The following is a 16,119-nucleotide window of genomic DNA, read 5'->3' as shown; positions in this document are numbered from 1 at the left end:
CGATAAAGACTGTATTTTTACTTTGCCCAGTCATATTGACATATGAAAGACGCTATCACACTTGCCCCCTTCGATAAAACAACAGATGCGACCGGATATATACAAAATTCCCACTAACCCACCATAAACCCATGCCATAGAGGCCCCTCGGTACGCTGCTGATAACGCAGTTCACCGAGGGGCCTTTATGTTATCACTCGCACTTAAATGGCTGCTTCGTCCCGATGTGGAAGGGGGCGAAGTCAACGCTCACGCTGACCGTGGTGGCCATACCAAGTACGGCATCGCCGATGCCACCGATGGCAAGAAGGACGGCATGGCCGACCTCGATCGGGATGGGGTACCCGATATTGCTATCGGTGATCTGACTCCGGCCCATACCGAGCCATTTTACCGCCAGAACTACTGGGCGCCCGCCTGCTGTGACCTGATCGCCAGCTTAAGCCCGGCCCTCTCTATCGCCGTGTTTGATGCAGCGGTGCATCACGGGCCGAAACGCGCCATCAAACAGCTGCAGCAGGTCTTGGGGGTGATGGCAGATGGCCGCCTTGGCCCGCTGTCGATTGGCAGGCTCAAGCAGCAACTGGGCGCCAAGGGGGAGATCTCATTCCTGCTGGCGCTGATGATGCAACGGGCCAGCTTTATGCACGGGATTGTGCGCAAAGACCCGAGCCAATGGGCCAATGCCGATGGCTGGATCAACCGGCTGCTGCGTCTGCAGAGCTACCTCCTTTCCGACGTGGTTGGCGAGGTGGTGGCATGAGCGTGCTGACCATCAAGCAACAGCAGGCGGCGGCCGCGATCCAGGCTGCGGGCTGCTTTGGCATTCCTGAGCTCAAGAACCCCCGTTATCTCGCTTGCTTCAAGGATGGGCGCAAAGCCCATCTCAAGGCCGCTCTGGCCAATCAGATCGCTGACCCGAAGGCGATCCCGCTCTATAGCCACCACAAGACCCGTCAATCCCTGTTCGAGAAAGGGTGGCGTTCGGTGACCGAACTGGATCGCCTGCGGGCCCGTGCCCGTCATTCCCAACCTCCGTTGTTTCAACCCAAAAAGAAGGAAGCCCATCATGCCTGATTCCCTGTTACCTCAAGCGAAGTCTGCCTTCAAAAGTCGCACCGTGATCGGTGGTGTGATTGCCGTGGGGGCCGGTATTGCGGGCCTGTTCGGTGTGCCGGTCGATGCGGGTACCCAAGCCAGCTTGGCATCCACCTTGGTGGATCTGGCCAGTGCGGTGGGTGGCCTGCTCGCCATCTGGGGCCGGATCAAGGCGACCCATACCGTCCGTTAAAACACTGTTTGAGCCTGTTCCAGTGGGCGTTATTGGCGCAGCCAGTTTGGTCTCGGACAGCGCGCAGAAACCGCAGCGTACACGCAGTACGTGAGGCTTTCGAGCACTGCCCAGGGCCAAAATGGCAAGTGAAATAGCCTAATGGGATGGGCTCCGGGAGAGGTCATGTGACAGACCATATAGACCGCGCCCAGCTGGCCGATGCCGATCGGACTGGGCGCATTATCGAAGCCCACCAGAACAGGGCAAGGCCACACGGCGATGGTATCTGCTGCGATTGTGACGAAGCCATCCCGCCCTCCCGCCTTGCCGCCGAGCCTGGTGCCGAGCGCTGTATCGAGTGCCAGACCCTGTATGAGCGCAAGGAGGCGACCCGTGTGGGAATTCATCGTTAAGAACTGGGGGCCGCTCTATGCGTTGGCCAGCCTGGTGGGTCTGGTGGTCATCATCTTGCTCTCCAAGACTTACGCCAAGCGCGAAGACCTCACGGCCCTGGTGCAGAGAGTCCAGCGGGTGGAGCAGGTACTGGCTGATCTGCCGAGCGAGCGTGAGCTGCACAAGTTGCAGTTGGAGATAAGCGAATTGCGGGGGGAGTTGCGGGAGGTGAAGCCGGAGCTGCGCCAAGCCCGTCGCCTTGCCGATCTGCTATTGGAAAATGAGCTCGCCGCCGTACAGAAGGAGAAGCCATGAGCATTCAACAAATATTGGACGCCCAGCAGCGACTGGTGATCCTGCGCTCCCTGCTGGATATCGGTGGTGCCGCCAACGAGTCAATCCTCAATGACTGCCTCGACCAGCTGGGAACCGGCCGGGTGACGCGGGATCGGGTGAAGACCCTGCTGGCCTGGCTGGAAGAGCAGGGGCTGGTGCGCATCGAGCGACTGGCCACGGTGCAGGTGGCTCACTTGACCGGTCGGGGCCAGGACGCGGCAGAGGGCCGGGCAACTGTGCCCGGCGTCAAGAAGCCCCGAGCGGAGGATTAAGCATGGCCGAGAAACCGACCCGAGGCCGCGCCAGCAAGGTGTGGCTGCTGCCTGAGTCCATCCGCAACGCGCTCAACGAGATGCTGCGGGATAAGGGCAACAGTCAGGCCGCCATCCTGGATGAGATCAACGGCCTGATCGAGGAGGCGGGGCTGCCCGATGATCTCAAGCTCTCCCGCTCCGGGTTAAGCCGTCATGCCAGCCAGGTTGAACAGGTCGGCCAGCACCTGCGGGATTTGCGCGAAACCACGGCCGCCTTGACCTCCCAGCTTGGCGACAAGCCGATGGGGGAGACCACCAAGCTCATTCTGGAGCTGGGCCGCTCCCAGCTGTTCAAGGCGATGCTGGCTCAGGTGCAGAACCCGGAGGAGGCGGTGGATATCGACATGCTGAAAAATGCCATGCTGGCGGCTCAGCGGCTCGAATCGACCGCCATGCAGAGCCATAAGCGGGAGAAAGAGATCCGCCAGGCATTTGCCGAAGAGATCGCCGCCAAGACCGAAGCCATCGTGACTCAGGCGGGCTTGAGTGGTGAGGCCGCCGCCGCCATTCGCCGTGAAATATTGGGGATTGCCTGATGAGCACGATCGCCCAGCAGTTGGCCCAGACCCTGGGTACCGAATACAACCCCGACGAGGTGTTGCTGCCGTACCAGCGCATCTGGATTGCCGACGAGAGCCCGCTCAAGATTGCCGAGAAGAGCCGCCGTACCGGTATCACCTGGGCGGAGGCGGCTGACGCGGCTCTGACGGCATCCAAGACCAAGACGGCTGGCGGTTGCCACCACTTCTATGTGGGCAGCAACAAGGAGATGGCCCGCGAGTTTATCGATGCGGTGGCCATGTGGGCCAAGGCGTACAACAAGGCGGCCGGTGAGATCCAGGAGGAGGTATTCACCGACGACGAGGACAAGGCGATCCTCACCTTCGTGGTCTATTTCGCCTCTGGCTTCAAGGTGCAGGCGCTCTCCAGCAACCCCTCCAACCTGCGGGGGATGCAGGGCAATGTGACCATCGACGAGGCCGCTTTCCACGACCGACTGGCCGAGGTGTTGAAGGCCGCCATGGCGCTGACCATGTGGGGCGCCAAGGTACGGTTGATCAGTACCCATAACGGCGTCGATAACCTGTTTAACCAGCTCATCAACGACAGCCGAGCGGGCCGTAAAGAGTATTCCATCCATACCATCAGCCTGGACGATGCTTGCCGCCAGGGGCTCTATCGCCGGATCTGCCAGGTCAAGGGCGGCCTTTGGACACAGGAAGCAGAGGATGCCTGGAAGGCGGGGCTGCTTAAGGCCACCGCCACAGAAGAGGATGCCCTTGAGGAGTATTTCTGCGTACCCAAGCAGAGCAGCGGCGTCTATATCAAGCGCACCCTGATCGAGCGGGCGATGCAACCGGAGATCCCCATCCTGCGCTTTACCGCCCCAAAAGACTTCGAGCTCTCGAGCGAGGAGAGTCGCAAGGCAGTGGTGGATATCTGGTGCGAGGAGAACCTCAAGCCCTGTCTGGAAGCACTCGACCGCAGTTGCCGCCATGCGTTTGGAGAGGACTTCGCCCGCAAGGGGGACTTGTCGGTGTTCGTGCCGCTCTCCATCGCCACCAACTTGCGCAAACAGGTGCCCTTTGTGGTGGAGCTGGTCAATGCCCCCTATGAGAGCCAGCGCCAGATCCTGTTCTACCTGCTGCAGGGGTTGCACCGTTTCACGGCGGCGGCCTTCGATGCCACCGGTAACGGCGGCTATCTGGCAGAGGCTGCCAGACTGCGCTGGGGCGCCAGCATGATCGAGTGCGTGATGCTCAATGACCCCTGGTATCGGGAGTGGATGCCCAAGCTCAAGGCGGAGTTTGAGGATGGCAACCTGACAATCCCGCGCCATGCAGACGTGCAGGATGACTTGGGGAAAATCCAGGTCATCAACGGCATCCCCAAGATCGACAAGGGCAAGAACACCGGCCAAGGGGGCCAACAACGCCACGGTGACTTTGCGGTGGCCTTGGCCATGGCGGTGCGGGCCAGCTGGATGGAGGGGGGCGCCATCGAGTTCACCCCACTACCAGGTAAACGTGATGACCATGGCAGCGACAACAACGATGACTATCACCGATATGAGCGAGGAGCCTGGTAATGGGCAGGATCATTGATATCCATGGCAAAGCCATGAGCCTGGAAAAAGAGCCGCAGACAGAGAACGATGCCAAGTTGGCCCAGCTGCGCCGTCACTACAGCGATCATCCGACCATCGGGCTGACCCCAGGCAAAGCGGCTGCTGCACTGAAAGAGGCCGAGGAAGGGGGCCTGATCGCCCAGTGCGAGCTGGCCGAAGACATGGAGGAGAAGGATGCCCACCTGCAGAGCGAGCTCGGCAAACGCCGCCGTGCCCTGCTTGGGGTGAGCTGGATAATCGAGCCACCCCGCAACGCGACCCCGGCCGAGAAGCGCGATGCCGAGCTTATCCGGGAGCTGCTGGAGGACTTCACCTGGTTGGATGATGCCATCTTTGACGCCACCGACGGGATCCTCAAGGGGTTCAGTGCCCAGGAGTTCAGCGGCTGGGAGATGGTCGAGGGGTTGCAGATCCCCAAGGGCATCGTCTGGCGCGACCCAGCCTGGTTCCAGACCCACCCCGACGATCGCAATCAGCTGCGCTTGCGAGACGGCAGCCAGGCAGGGGTTGCCCTCAACCCGTTTGGTTGGCTGCTGCACAAGGCCAAGTCCAAATCGGGATATCTGGCCCGCACCGGCCTTATCCGCACCCTGGTCTGGCCGTTCCTGTTCAAGAACTACAGTGTGCGGGATCTTGCCGAGTTTCTGGAAATCTACGGCTTGCCGGTGCGGCTGGGCAAATACCCGGAAGGGGCGACCGAGAAAGAGAAGGCCACCCTGCTGCAAGCGGTGCTCTCCATCGGCCATAACGCCGGGGGCATTATCCCGCGCGGGATGGAGATTGAGTTCCAGAACGCCGCCAGCGGTCAGGCCGATCCCTTTATGGTGATGATGGAGTGGTGCGAGCGCTCCATGAGCAAGGCCATCCTGGGGGGCACCTTGACCTCGCAGGCCGACGGCAAGAGCTCGACCAATGCTCTGGGTAATGTCCATAACGAGGTGCGCCAGGAGGTACGGGATGCAGATCTCCGCCAGCTGGCCGCCACCCTGACCCGCGATCTGGTCTATCCCCTCTATGCCCTGAACGGCAAGAGTTATCAGGGGCCGCGCCGTAGTCCCCGGCTGGAGTTTGATGTGACCGAGCCGGAGGATATCTGCCGTTATGCCGACAGCCTGCCCAAGCTGGCCGCCTGTGGCATGCGCATCCCGCTCGACTGGGCTCACAAGAAGATGCAGATCCCGCAGGCCGAACCCGATGAGCCGCAACTGGTCGCCGCTACGTCTGCCAGCAAGCCGCCAGCTGATAAAGGGGAGGGGTGATGGCGGTTGCTGTTTTTAGCGACCGATCTTCTTTAGCCCCCGCTCTTCTTTAGCCCCCTCTCCCCTTGCGGGAGAGGGTTGGGGTGAGGGGGAGGTAACATCAGTTTGTCGTTGGCATAACAAGAGTCAGGGGGCGGATCAGATGGCAAATAACGAGAGTGTGCTCAATATGGTGGGGTTGGTGGAGGCGAGCGACTATCTGGCCAGCTTGCTGGCACGGCTCGCGGCACTGGAGCAGGGGAACGGTGTGGCTGCGGTCAGCGCTTTGCCAGAATTGCTGGCTGCCCAGCCCGATCCCCAGACCCTCTACTTCGGTACGCCCATGGTATACGGCGCCGCCCACCAGTTCGGGCGTGAGGAGACCCACTTGCCAGAGCGCCGTGCTCTGGGGCTGTCAAAAGGGGATAAACAGAGCGTGTTGGAAATGTTGAGTCTTTATTTGGATGCATCGAGCCAGCATCGTTAATTTGATACACATAATTATCATTAATGTTGTTGGGCTAACAAAGCTGAATGCCACCTGTACGGTGCTTGTGTGAGTCCGTACTTTTGATTTTAATTCCTGCCTTGCTATTGCATTATTAATTTACGATTGATAAAGGCGAAGCTGTAATGCAAAAAATATTATTCTTGTTTGTCAGTATGTTGAGTTTGGCGGGGTGTGCTCAAATTCAGCACTATAAGGATTACTCAAAAGCATTTCATCAACCTCAGACTGTGTATGTCGGTGGTGAAATCTATGCAGTAAACAAGACTCGCGATTTGCCAAATGTATTTGGCAAAGCTGACATCTATGGAGGTAAAGTCCAAGAGGGCATGTCAGAGTTGCGTTTTATGGGATTTGACACTGACGGTATGGCAGTCTTGAGATTTACAGATGTAAAAATTCAATCCAATGAGAGTGTATTTACCAGATATGGTAGGAATAGTGTTGTGGCAAACACTAATTCATTTTCAACGCTCAATGTAAATAATTACAGTGCCGTTGGTACAACAAATAGCAATACAGTTGTAACGCAATATCAAAAACCAGAGGCGCAAGTATATGCACTACCACCTAATACTGCAGAGTTTAAATTTAATCCTGCAGATAAAAAGTTAAAGATGGATGGTGTAACCATTGAGATTCTTGAAGTTGGTAGTAACTCAATGTCTTACAGGTTGTCAGAGTCTTAATCTCTTGGGCAAAGCAAGCATAATGTGTGCGATGTGGTAGGCATCGCACATTAAATGGGTTCCCCATGGGAGCCCTGTTCGGACTGCGCGCTTGTGATGCGCCATACTGCGTTGGTATCACCCGCCAGGGTGGATGGTCAGCCTGATAGCAAGGTGTTGGCCATTGGCGCGGTTAAACAGCCTTAAACAGCATTGGTTTTGTTCCCCTTGACCTTGCTGGTGATCCCTTTAGGAAACCAGCTCCCTTTACCCACCCGTGACCGCACCTTTTTCTGATACTGCTCAGGGGATAGCACCTTGGGCGTTTTGTGGCGGGTGCCGTTGCAGTGACGACAGGCGGCCACGATATTGGCGGACTGGTTCGAACCGCCATTGCTGCGTGGTTGCAGATGTTCCCCCGTGCACTGCAACAGCCGGGCTTCGGCAGGGGTGAGGCGATATTGCTGCATCAGTGCGGCAGGGGAGGCTTCCCACATTGGCAGTCCGCAATAGAAGCAGTGAAAGGATTGACGAACGGCAGCTTGGTGGCGTTGTTTGGCGATGTTACGCATGGTCGTGACCTCAATCAGTTTGATATTGAAGTCCGTGACGGTATGGATTGGATGGTGGCCGGACGGACTTCGGTTCAAGTTGAAGTCCCGTCGGCCTGTATAGGCTCAGAGCGGGTACTGACCGGCACAACCGGATCAGCCTTACACCGCTCACCTTACGATACAGCGGCAGTCAATTGATAGCGGGTTTTATAATGACTGTAAAGTCATTAACGCAAAAAACTAAACATGATACCCTAGCTGCAAACAGGTCCACTCTGGAGAGGTTATGGAAGATACAGTGTCGGTTGTTGTTGAAGGGGTTGAATATAGCGCCAGCTATGAGGTTTTTGGCGATACCCTTGTGGTCACCCTACCTGATGGTTCACAGCGTAAAACGGAGTTAAGGGGGTTGTCTCCTACGAGTGCTGCAAAAGTTCATCTGAGAAGTTACGCATATGAAGCTAAGAGAGTCGGTCAGGGGGCTTAAATGGTTGAGTGGATTATTGCCAATAAAGAGTGGTTTTTTAGTGGTGTTGGTGGGGTTATTTTAACCATCGTTGTTGGGCTTTTCATTCGCTCTGGTAATCAACTCAAGCAGTCACAAAAGTCTGGTAATAACAGTACAAGCTATCAGGCTGGCACTTCGATTACCGTGGAGCATAAAGCCAATGATAAATGATCGCATTCAACGGCAGGAGGCGGGTAATAACAGTACCAATTATCAAGCGGAAAATATCAATATAAATCAAGGTATAACTTATCGGGATGCCAAGGATATTGCTTTAGATATTTACAGGCAAAATTTCATTCAGTTGTCAGAACAGGCAGCAAAAATTGCGTTAGACAGAGTTGAAGCATTTATCGATGAATTTTTGGAAAAATTACAATCCATGGATGTTTCATTGTTGAGAAGGATGAATGAGCCAGCAATTCAAAGTTCTATCTACTCAGCACAAAAGCAATATGCCATTACAGGTGATGAGAAACAAAAAAAAATTTTGCTGGATTTGATCGTACAAAGGTGTGGAAGCGAAGAGCGAGGAATTCATCAAATCGTCCTAGATGAAGCAATTAATATAATATCAAAGTTAACATCTGAGCAGATGGACGTACTGACGCTTAATTTTGTTATTTGTAGGCTCATGGATAACGAAATAAATGACTTTTATTCATTTTTAAATCATCTTGATCTACATGTGCTGTCATTTGTCGATGCATTAGAGTGTACAAACTCTATGTATGAACACCTTGCATATTTAGGTGTGGCAACAATAGAGTTTACAGGAAGGGCGCCACAGTTATATAACTCATACAGAGAGCGATATGCGGCCGTTTTCTCTAAAGGATTGTCACATGAAGAAGTTAGCTGCTTTAAAAATGAAACCGGCATTTCAGACGATTACTTCATAGAGCATCATGAGTTCCCAATGTGTTTACAGTTGGCAGCATTAAATAAACAGGCTTTGATAAGTAGATGTGAACATGATGAATTGCCAGCTCTCATCATAGACAAATTAAGTGCGTTGTTATTCAGCAATACAATGAATGGTGAAGAGGCTAAGGCATTTCTTATTAAACATAGACCATTGATAGCAGGTCTTTTTTCAAAATGGGACAATTCTCTGATTTCTCATATCAATATCACTCCGGTCGGCATTGCTATCGCACAGGCTAATTTATTACGAAAAACAGGGAAGAATCTTTCATTAGAACGGTGGTTAAAAAACTAAGTATTAACCCACCATAAACCCCATCCCCCTTTATGCCGCCGCACTATGGCGGCATGAACATATCCAAGACCCCATACTCAGCGCCCTTCGTGGCCATCCTCCAAGCCAGCCCCGTCAGCGGGGAGCGGCTGGCGGTGCTCGATGCGCAACTCACTCCTCAAGGCGATGGCTGGTACCAGCTGCTGCCGGTCGGCCCGTTCAAGGCCCGTGATGGTCGCCCGTTCGATGTGGCGAGTGGTCACTGGCAACTGGACGGGCAGATCGCTGCAGCCCTGATTGCCCGAGCCAAAGCGCTTGGGCAAGACATCCTGATCGATTACGACCACCAGACTCTCAAGACTGACCAGAACGGCCAGCCAGCCCCTGCGGCCGGTTGGTACAACGCCGACGAAATTGAGTGGCGCGAAGGGCAGGGCCTCTTTATCAAGCCGCGCTGGACGGAGCGGGCTGCCGCCCTGGTGGCTGCCAAAGAGTACCGATTCCTTTCTGCCGTCTTTCCCTATGACGCCCAGGGCCGCCCGCTGGAACTGCGGATGACCGCCATTACCAATGATCCCGGTGTGGTGGGCATGCAGGCGCTTGCCGCTTTGAGTGCGTTACCAGCATCAAGCCTTATGTCTACCCAACCCGGCCAGCTGGCCACCTCATCCCATGTTGCACAACAGGAGAAATCCATGAACGAACACCTGATCGCGCTGCTCGGCAAACTCGGCATCCAGCCGGGTGCCGATGGCCAGTTTACTGCCGAGCAGGGGACTGCCGCTCTGGCAGCTCTGGATACCCTGCAGGCTAGCGCTGCGAGCGCGCCGGAGTTGGAGGCAGCTCTCACTGCTGAGCGCACCTCTCTGGCCGCGCTCAAGGCGACCGTCGCCACAGGGCAGGGTGGCCAGATTGACCTGGCCAAGTATGTTCCGGTGGAGACCTATAACGCCCTGGTGACGGAAGTGGCCACCTTGAGCGCCAAGGTCGAGACCACAGATGCAGCGACCTTGCTCAAGGAAGCCCGTACCCAGGGCAAGGTGGTGGCCGCCGAAGAGGAGTATTTGACCGCCTATGCCGCCCAGAAAGGGGTAGCTGCCCTCAAGGCGTTGCTGGAGCCCCGTCCGGCGATTGCCGCCCTGGCCGCCAGCCAGACCACCCAAGTGACCCTGCCCGATCGAGCGGAGAATGCGGTGCTCTCGGCAGATGACAAGTATGCCGCCGATCAACTCGGTATCAGTTACGAAGAGTTTGCCAAGGCAAAAGGCCGGTAGGTTCGCTTAGCCGCGCAGCGGCGTAATCGGACGAACGTGACCGCCAGACCAACCTGTTTAACCAGAGAAGGAACACCCGTATGGCCATTGTTACTCCCGCGCTGTTGCAGGCCCTCTTCACCGGCTTCAAGAAGAACTTTGAAGACGCCAAGGGTGAAGCACCTGCCCAGTACACCAAGATCGCCACCGTGATCAAATCGACCACCAAGTCCAACACCTATGGCTGGTTGGGCAAGTTCCCCAGTCTGCGCAAGTGGGTCGGTGATCGGGTGATCGAGTCGATGAAGGCGCACGGTTACCAGATCGTCAACGAAGACTTCGAGGCCACCGTGGCGGTCGATCGCAACGATATCGAGGATGACGAGCTGGGTATCTATGCCCCCCTGTTTCAAGAGATGGGTCTGGCGGCGGGGATCCACCCCGACGAGCTCTGCTTTGGTCTGCTGGGCGCTGGCTTCACCACGCCTTGCTATGACGGGCAGTATTTCTTCGACACCGATCACCCGGTCTATCCCAAGGCCGATGGCACAGGTACCCCTGTCTTGACTGCCAACGTGGTGGTGGATGCCGGTTATCAGGGGGAGCCCTGGTTCCTGCTCGATACCAGCCGCGCCCTCAAGCCGGTCATCTTCCAGGATCGCAAGTCGCCGCAGCTGATTGCCATGACCAAGGTCGATGACGAGGCGGTATTCACCCGCAAAGAGTTCCGTTACGGGGTCGATTGCCGTGATGCCGCAGGCTTTGGTTTCTGGCAGCTGGCCTTTGCCAACAAGCGGGCGCTGACCCCCGACAACCTGTGGGATTCCTTCTCCAAAATGCGGGAGTTTCAAGCCGATGGCGGCCGCAAGCTCGGCGTGAAGGCCACTCTGCTGGTGGTACCGCCCTCCCTTGAGAAGCTGGCGACCCAGATGCTGGAGCGAGAGCTGGCAAACAGCAGCAGCAACGAGCTGAAAGGCAAGCTGGAGCTGGTGGTGGCTGACTACCTCTAACCCTGTGTTGTGGCTGTTTAACCCTCGGTTTAAACAGCCTCTCTATCAGATTCGACGAGGAAAACATGAGATGGAACAAGAGATGGAACTGGCTATTCGAGTGGGGATTACGTCAACAGTTCGTCAGGTCTATTTTCGCGCGGGCCTGCCGATTGTACCGAGCAAGTCTGAGATGGTTGTGTCGCCTGAGCAGTGCGCGACCCTGGAGAGCGACCCGCGTCTGGTGGTCGTCCGGTTGGCTGAAGACGCCAGCCTTCAGGCAGGTGATGCACCATCGTCGGCTGGGGATCTGGACGCAACACTGGGCGTCCTGACCGGTTCGGGCTATCTGGCCGGTGTTGCCACCCAGAATAGTGACGCCACCCAGGCTGGCAAGGTCACGCCGCTGGCCGAGATGAAGGTCGATGAGCTGCGCGAGCTGGCGCTGCAGATGGGTATCCCGGAGGCGGCCAAGCTCAAGAAGGCCGAACTGGTGACAGCGATCGCCGCGACCGAAGTGCAATACCCGGTCAAGGATGAGCAGTCATCTGGCCAGAACGGAGAGCAGTGATATGTATGCCAGCGTCAATGACATGGTGATCCGCTTTGGTGAAGCCGAGTTGCTGCGCCTGGCCATGACGCCGACCGGTGAACTGGACGAGGTGGCCTTGCGCCTCGCCCTGCAGGATGCAGGCGCCTTGATCGATGGCTATCTGGCGGGTCGCTATCCCTTGCCGCTGGCCCATATCCCGAGTGCCCTGGTACCTATCTGCGCCGATATCGCCCGTCACCGTCTCTATGGTGAACAGGCCCCGGAGCAGATAGCCAAGCGCAACGAGGCGGCCCTGGCCTTTCTGAAATCGGTTGGCAAGGGGGAGCTGGCGCTGGGGTTGGCATCCGATGGGGCCACCCTGGAGAGCCAGAACTTGGCTCAACTGCAGTCGGATGGGCGCGTCTTTGGCCGGAGTCAGGGGCGCGACAAGGGGGGCTTTCTATGAGCCAACCCGCCAACCAGTCTGGTACCGAACTCGACTACCTGCAGGCGGGCGAGCGGCTGCGTGAGCTGCTCGCCCCCCTCAAACCTGCGGGGCTCAAGGAAGTGTTTGTGGCCACCGATGTGGCGGCCATCGCCAATCTGGGCCAGCACAGTCCGGCGGTGCATGTGGTCTATCAGGGCGAACGTGAGAGCGAAGGTACCCAGTCAGGCAGGGCCAGCAGCTTTGATCAGCTCTGGTTGCTGGTGCTGGTGCATCGCGCCAGCCCAAGGGAGGTCAGTGCCGGAGTGTGGCTTGCCCGCATCCTGCAGGCCGTCAGTGGGCGAGCATGCGGTGACAGTACCTTTCGCCGGGTCACCCCACCGGTTAAACCCAGTTACAGCGGCGGCGCGGCTTACTTGCCGCTTGCCTTTACTACCCGAGTGAAATTCAAAGGAGAGCGATAATGAGCGAAACACTGCACCTGGAAGGGGATCTCTTTATCGAGACCTTTACCAACGGGGTCTCGGCCGGGGTGATTGGCCCCATCGATGTGGATAGCCTGGAAGTGAAACCCGACAGCCAGAAGATTTCCATTCCAAGCAAGCGCAAGGGGCAATACGGCCAGGCGCGGGAGAACTACCACATTCCCAAGCCTGCCATGGTCACCATCAAGACCACCGAGATCCCACCCGTGCTGCTGGCCGCCGCATTTATGGGTCTGGAGAGCCCCATCAATCAGGGGGCCGGGGCGCTGACAGATCTGCAGGTTGTTCTGCCCGCCTGGCCGAAGTGGGCACAGCTCGGCAAGAGCAATATTGCCTCTACTGGCTTGGCTATCAAGGAAGGGGCCACTGCGCTGGTGGTTGGTACCGATATCGAGGTCAACTATGCGCTTGGGCTGGTGCGAGCGGTGAAAGGTAGCTCGGTAGCCGATGGCGGCAGTCTGACGGTCAGCGGTACCTATAACGCGGTGACCGGTACCCGGATCGCGGGCAACATCCAGCCGGAGATCAAGGCTCGGCTGCTGCTCGATGGTCGCAGTATCGTCAGTGGCGAGGCCATCAAATTGACGGTGCCCCGCGCCAGCTTGTCCCCCAAGAAGGCGGTGGACTTTATGAGCGAGAAGCCCATCGAGATCGAGCTGGAGGGGGAGCTACTGGCCGTGGATGGTGAAACCGCCCCCTTCTATGTGGATCGGCCGGTGACGGTGTGATGATAGGAGGGGCGGGGAATGAAAAACGGCGGGGAGGCCCGCCGTTTTCGCTTTTATGGCAAATAAATAATTTTATTTCCAAAGGCGCTTAATTTGGTGGGGTCTTTTGATTTGAACTCTGTTATCGACTCCAAATTCGCTATTCGCACACCTTGCGAATAATAAGATTCATTTTTGCTATTATATTCCAGAACCATATGCTCAAGAAAGCTATATTCAACAAGTAGTTCTCTGAATTCACCATTGTCCACCATATTCCCAGTGCAGTTTATAAAAAGAGTGAAAAGTTCATCGCTTGAGAGATGAGCTCGAAGCATATTCAAATATTTCTTTTTTTGCGTGGGGTTTATATTGTCATTTTTAGCTACGAAATTAATTATTTGGTATAGATTTCTAAAATAGTGTCCAAATATATAGTTGTAATTGTTTTGCAGCTCTTTATATATGCCAATGGTCCTTTTCATATCATATGGCCAATTCGATTTTGCAATATCAAAAAATAATGAAAATGCGGCTGTTCCATTACGTGAATTGTTTTTTGAATGCGGTAAAGTTAGATCGTTTGCTTCCATGAAAACTTCTGCATCGAACTTTAAATTTTCCGTAATTTTATAGTGTAAGTTAAGCATATTGAAAAAAGTGTTTTCTATAGCTTGCGTATCTAGTGCATTAGCTGATTTTTTATATTCTTCCCTTGCAGCTCTTAGTTCAAGCTTTTGAAGAGCAATGGTTACGATTACACCAAAAAATGTCATTAGTGTAAATATCGGATTTAGTGTCCCTCCAAGGAAATCTCCAAATACACCTAATTTTCCGCTTATGCTAAATATATTGAATACAAGGTCAACTACTATCGCTATTAGCAATAGAAAAATTCCTACCACTAGCATTAGATGCAAAGATCTGAGTAGAGACTCGTCAGACTGGGAAGGGTCTTGGTTGTCGACCAATGCTTTTTTAAACACATTGTAGAAAGTTTTATCTCTAAGTTTATTAAAAAAACATTGACTTTTATTGTTTATAATAGGCTCATTCATTATCTGTCCTTTCTTTGGCGGATATCTAATTGGATCATTTGTTGAGGGTTGGTATAGAAAACCGATTTTGCCATATATCCACAATGGGGCATATCTGAATCTGAGCAGTATGCCCCATGCTCAAATGAAAAAGTTTTAAGATTGTCTTGGACATTGCGACAAAAGTATCTTTGGCTGGGAAAAGTAGCTTGTGCTATCAGGTGGGGCGGAGCTTGGTTGTTAGCGTAATGCCAGCCGCTTAATCATGACCAGTGGTTGGGATGAGGCTGAAAGGGGCAGGATGGAGTTCTCTAGCCACTGCCAGTCCAGCGGCGGAGTACCCTCTTTGAACTTCTGATACGGTACGCCATCCTTGATGGTCAGAAACAAGGTGCAAGGCGTATCGGCACGGCAGACATAACGCACCATCACATCGCCATGAAGTGTACGCAGTAGATGTTTCAGGATCGGCAGCCCTTGTATGGTGTGCTGCCCCCCCTCATGCCAGACGCCAAATTGATGCATTCATGTTGTACCTTTGCTCTAGTGAATCTGAGTATCGATCGCTTGGGCCCACTCGCCACTGTCAGAAGTGACAGGTAGGGCTTCATTAACTTAATGTCCAAGGAGGCGATGGATTTCCCCATTGAGAGCGAGCAGTTTGTCCAGATGGTCAGCACGGGTTCTTCCATGTGAGTCAGCTGCCAATGGCGTATTTTATTTTGATAATGTGTATGAGTCTAATCTTGTGGATTACAAACAAATTCCCATGTTTTTTCAAACGTGGCTCCACTTTCATATAACTTCTTTATTCCATCAAAATTAAAGTTTTTCTGCAAGGTATCGAACCTAATCTCAGATAGATGCATGTTCATTACTATGTCATAGTATTTCATCTTATTTAGATTGATTACTGTTTCATGGCCTCCATTATCTATGTAATACTCCCATGACTTTGCCAATAAATTAAGGTTGACACCAATATCCATTATCTTAATAGTTATGTCTAACGGAATCGAGTTTACAGCATGTAGCGTCGCGATATCTTCGCTGTCATATAGTTCAGGCTCTTTACCTCTTAACTCAACTGCGGCAGCTTTTAACGATAAGGCTGTGTCAACAGTCAATTTAATGTCTTTCTCGACGCCATTTATAACTGAAACATATTCAAGTGGTGTGTTTATTTTTGTGTCGATATCCATGCTTAATGTCGAAATGTAATTTAGTATTGAATCTAACATATGTTGCTTTCTTTGTGAGTGGATTGAATATATCAATCCAGAAAAAGCTAAAAATGATAGTATCGTACCAATCGTTCCGCTAACGAAAGAGCCAAAGTCTGCCCAGTCGCTCATACTTCTAGAAACATCAATGTTGGATTGCCAGAAAATTAGAGTGAAAATTATTAAAGGGGATGTTGCAAGAGTGAATAACATAATTAATATGAAAATTGGGTGTTGCTTTACCAAATCATTAAAGTTATTTATTTTGTTTAATCTCATTATTGTCCTCTGCAGTAAGCTGTAAGAAACCTAGTTATTTTGCCAGTA

At 54.0% G+C, this 16,119-nt stretch carries 24 protein-coding genes; 20 read left to right on the top strand and 4 right to left on the bottom strand.

The features are described 5' to 3' along the window. The first annotated feature begins 187 nt into the window (after positions 1–187). From A9G06_RS11800 to A9G06_RS11750, 11 genes are all read left to right on the top strand, one after another. Entirely contained in the window at positions 188–763 is a 576-nt protein-coding gene (locus tag A9G06_RS11800; protein WP_069555364.1) for a glycosyl hydrolase 108 family protein, read from the top strand. Next, a complete protein-coding gene (locus A9G06_RS11795) occupies positions 760–1,077 on the top strand; it encodes a hypothetical protein (RefSeq protein ID WP_069555363.1) in 318 nt (105 codons plus the stop codon). Before A9G06_RS11800 ends, A9G06_RS11795 begins: the two co-directional genes overlap by 4 nt. Then, entirely contained in the window at positions 1,070–1,291 is a 222-nt protein-coding gene (locus A9G06_RS11790) for a hypothetical protein (protein ID WP_005353373.1), read from the top strand. Before A9G06_RS11795 ends, A9G06_RS11790 begins: the two co-directional genes overlap by 8 nt. Before the next feature lie 167 nt (positions 1,292–1,458). Beyond that, positions 1,459–1,686 carry a TraR/DksA C4-type zinc finger protein gene (locus A9G06_RS11785; RefSeq protein WP_069555362.1) on the top strand — a complete coding sequence of 76 codons (228 nt, stop codon included), beginning with the start codon at positions 1,459–1,461 and terminating at the stop codon, positions 1,684–1,686. Further along, the gene (locus A9G06_RS11780) at positions 1,667–1,981 is read left to right on the top strand and encodes a DUF2730 family protein (RefSeq protein WP_016350122.1); all 315 of its coding nucleotides are present in this window, start codon (positions 1,667–1,669) and stop codon (positions 1,979–1,981) included. The genes A9G06_RS11785 and A9G06_RS11780 overlap by 20 nt, the downstream gene beginning before the upstream one ends. Next, complete coding sequence (locus tag A9G06_RS11775) at positions 1,978–2,274, top strand: hypothetical protein (protein WP_005345917.1); 297 nt, start codon at positions 1,978–1,980, stop codon at positions 2,272–2,274. The genes A9G06_RS11780 and A9G06_RS11775 overlap by 4 nt, the downstream gene beginning before the upstream one ends. A 2-nt stretch (positions 2,275–2,276) precedes the next feature. Beyond that, positions 2,277–2,852: a DUF3486 family protein gene (locus A9G06_RS11770; protein WP_069555361.1), complete on the top strand. Its 576-nt coding sequence runs from the start codon at positions 2,277–2,279 to the stop codon at positions 2,850–2,852. After that, positions 2,852–4,405: a terminase family protein gene (locus A9G06_RS11765; protein WP_069555360.1), complete on the top strand. Its 1,554-nt coding sequence runs from the start codon at positions 2,852–2,854 to the stop codon at positions 4,403–4,405. Before A9G06_RS11770 ends, A9G06_RS11765 begins: the two co-directional genes overlap by 1 nt. Further along, complete coding sequence (locus tag A9G06_RS11760) at positions 4,405–5,703, top strand: DUF935 domain-containing protein (RefSeq protein WP_069555359.1); 1,299 nt, start codon at positions 4,405–4,407, stop codon at positions 5,701–5,703. The genes A9G06_RS11765 and A9G06_RS11760 overlap by 1 nt, the downstream gene beginning before the upstream one ends. Positions 5,704–5,845: 142 nt before the next feature. Beyond that, positions 5,846–6,169 (top strand): phage virion morphogenesis protein, encoded by a 324-nt coding sequence (locus A9G06_RS11755; RefSeq protein ID WP_069555358.1) that lies wholly within the window; start codon positions 5,846–5,848, stop codon positions 6,167–6,169. Between the two features lie 146 nt (positions 6,170–6,315). Next, positions 6,316–6,879, top strand: coding sequence for a hypothetical protein (locus tag A9G06_RS11750; RefSeq protein WP_069555357.1), 564 nt, complete (start codon positions 6,316–6,318; stop codon positions 6,877–6,879). A 182-nt stretch (positions 6,880–7,061) separates the two neighbouring features. Here A9G06_RS11750 and A9G06_RS11745 read toward each other — a convergent pair whose 3' ends face one another. Next, positions 7,062–7,430, bottom strand: a complete 369-nt coding sequence (locus A9G06_RS11745; protein WP_069555356.1) for an HNH endonuclease — start codon at positions 7,428–7,430, stop codon at positions 7,062–7,064. Between the two features lie 268 nt (positions 7,431–7,698). Between A9G06_RS11745 and A9G06_RS21510 the strand changes: the two genes are divergently transcribed. From A9G06_RS21510 to A9G06_RS11710, 9 genes are all read left to right on the top strand, one after another. Continuing rightward, positions 7,699–7,899: a hypothetical protein gene (locus A9G06_RS21510; protein ID WP_083243779.1), complete on the top strand. Its 201-nt coding sequence runs from the start codon at positions 7,699–7,701 to the stop codon at positions 7,897–7,899. Beyond that, on the top strand, positions 7,900–8,091 hold the full coding sequence (locus tag A9G06_RS21505) for a hypothetical protein (RefSeq protein WP_083243778.1): 192 nt from the start codon (positions 7,900–7,902) through the stop codon (positions 8,089–8,091). Further along, positions 8,081–9,142 (top strand): LPO_1073/Vpar_1526 family protein, encoded by a 1,062-nt coding sequence (locus A9G06_RS11740; protein WP_069555355.1) that lies wholly within the window; start codon positions 8,081–8,083, stop codon positions 9,140–9,142. Before A9G06_RS21505 ends, A9G06_RS11740 begins: the two co-directional genes overlap by 11 nt. A 32-nt stretch (positions 9,143–9,174) precedes the next feature. Next, positions 9,175–10,395 carry a phage protease gene (locus A9G06_RS11735; RefSeq protein ID WP_069555354.1) on the top strand — a complete coding sequence of 407 codons (1,221 nt, stop codon included), beginning with the start codon at positions 9,175–9,177 and terminating at the stop codon, positions 10,393–10,395. A gap of 80 nt (positions 10,396–10,475) precedes the next feature. Next, positions 10,476–11,384 carry a Mu-like prophage major head subunit gpT family protein gene (locus tag A9G06_RS11730; RefSeq protein WP_069555353.1) on the top strand — a complete coding sequence of 303 codons (909 nt, stop codon included), beginning with the start codon at positions 10,476–10,478 and terminating at the stop codon, positions 11,382–11,384. A 172-nt stretch (positions 11,385–11,556) separates the two neighbouring features. Next, positions 11,557–11,934, top strand: coding sequence for a Rho termination factor N-terminal domain-containing protein (locus A9G06_RS11725; RefSeq protein ID WP_253182330.1), 378 nt, complete (start codon positions 11,557–11,559; stop codon positions 11,932–11,934). A 1-nt stretch (position 11,935) separates the two neighbouring features. Further along, positions 11,936–12,361: a phage protein Gp36 family protein gene (locus A9G06_RS11720; protein ID WP_005345877.1), complete on the top strand. Its 426-nt coding sequence runs from the start codon at positions 11,936–11,938 to the stop codon at positions 12,359–12,361. Continuing rightward, positions 12,358–12,804, top strand: coding sequence for a hypothetical protein (locus A9G06_RS11715; RefSeq protein ID WP_069555351.1), 447 nt, complete (start codon positions 12,358–12,360; stop codon positions 12,802–12,804). The genes A9G06_RS11720 and A9G06_RS11715 overlap by 4 nt, the downstream gene beginning before the upstream one ends. After that, positions 12,804–13,553: a hypothetical protein gene (locus tag A9G06_RS11710; protein ID WP_069555350.1), complete on the top strand. Its 750-nt coding sequence runs from the start codon at positions 12,804–12,806 to the stop codon at positions 13,551–13,553. The genes A9G06_RS11715 and A9G06_RS11710 overlap by 1 nt, the downstream gene beginning before the upstream one ends. 53 nt (positions 13,554–13,606) lie before the next feature. Here the strand turns inward: A9G06_RS11710 and A9G06_RS11705 are convergent, their stop codons facing one another. The 3 genes from A9G06_RS11705 to A9G06_RS11695 all read right to left on the bottom strand — a co-directional run bounded on the left by A9G06_RS11705 (position 13,607) and on the right by A9G06_RS11695 (position 16,071). Beyond that, positions 13,607–14,590 carry a putative phage abortive infection protein gene (locus tag A9G06_RS11705; RefSeq protein WP_069555349.1) on the bottom strand — a complete coding sequence of 328 codons (984 nt, stop codon included), beginning with the start codon at positions 14,588–14,590 and terminating at the stop codon, positions 13,607–13,609. A 219-nt stretch (positions 14,591–14,809) separates the two neighbouring features. After that, on the bottom strand, positions 14,810–15,094 hold the full coding sequence (locus A9G06_RS11700; RefSeq protein ID WP_069555348.1) for a hypothetical protein: 285 nt from the start codon (positions 15,092–15,094) through the stop codon (positions 14,810–14,812). Positions 15,095–15,309: 215 nt separating this feature from the next. Further along, positions 15,310–16,071, bottom strand: a complete 762-nt coding sequence (locus A9G06_RS11695) for a hypothetical protein (RefSeq protein WP_139126227.1) — start codon at positions 16,069–16,071, stop codon at positions 15,310–15,312. Positions 16,072–16,119 lie beyond the last annotated feature (48 nt).

Origin of the sequence: Aeromonas sp. DNP9 (assembly GCF_001728955.1) — a bacterium.
GTDB classification, from domain to species: Bacteria; Pseudomonadota; Gammaproteobacteria; order Enterobacterales; family Aeromonadaceae; genus Aeromonas; species Aeromonas veronii.
The sequence above is the reverse complement of the archived record's forward strand: the minus strand, read 5'-3'. Positions and strand labels throughout refer to the sequence as shown.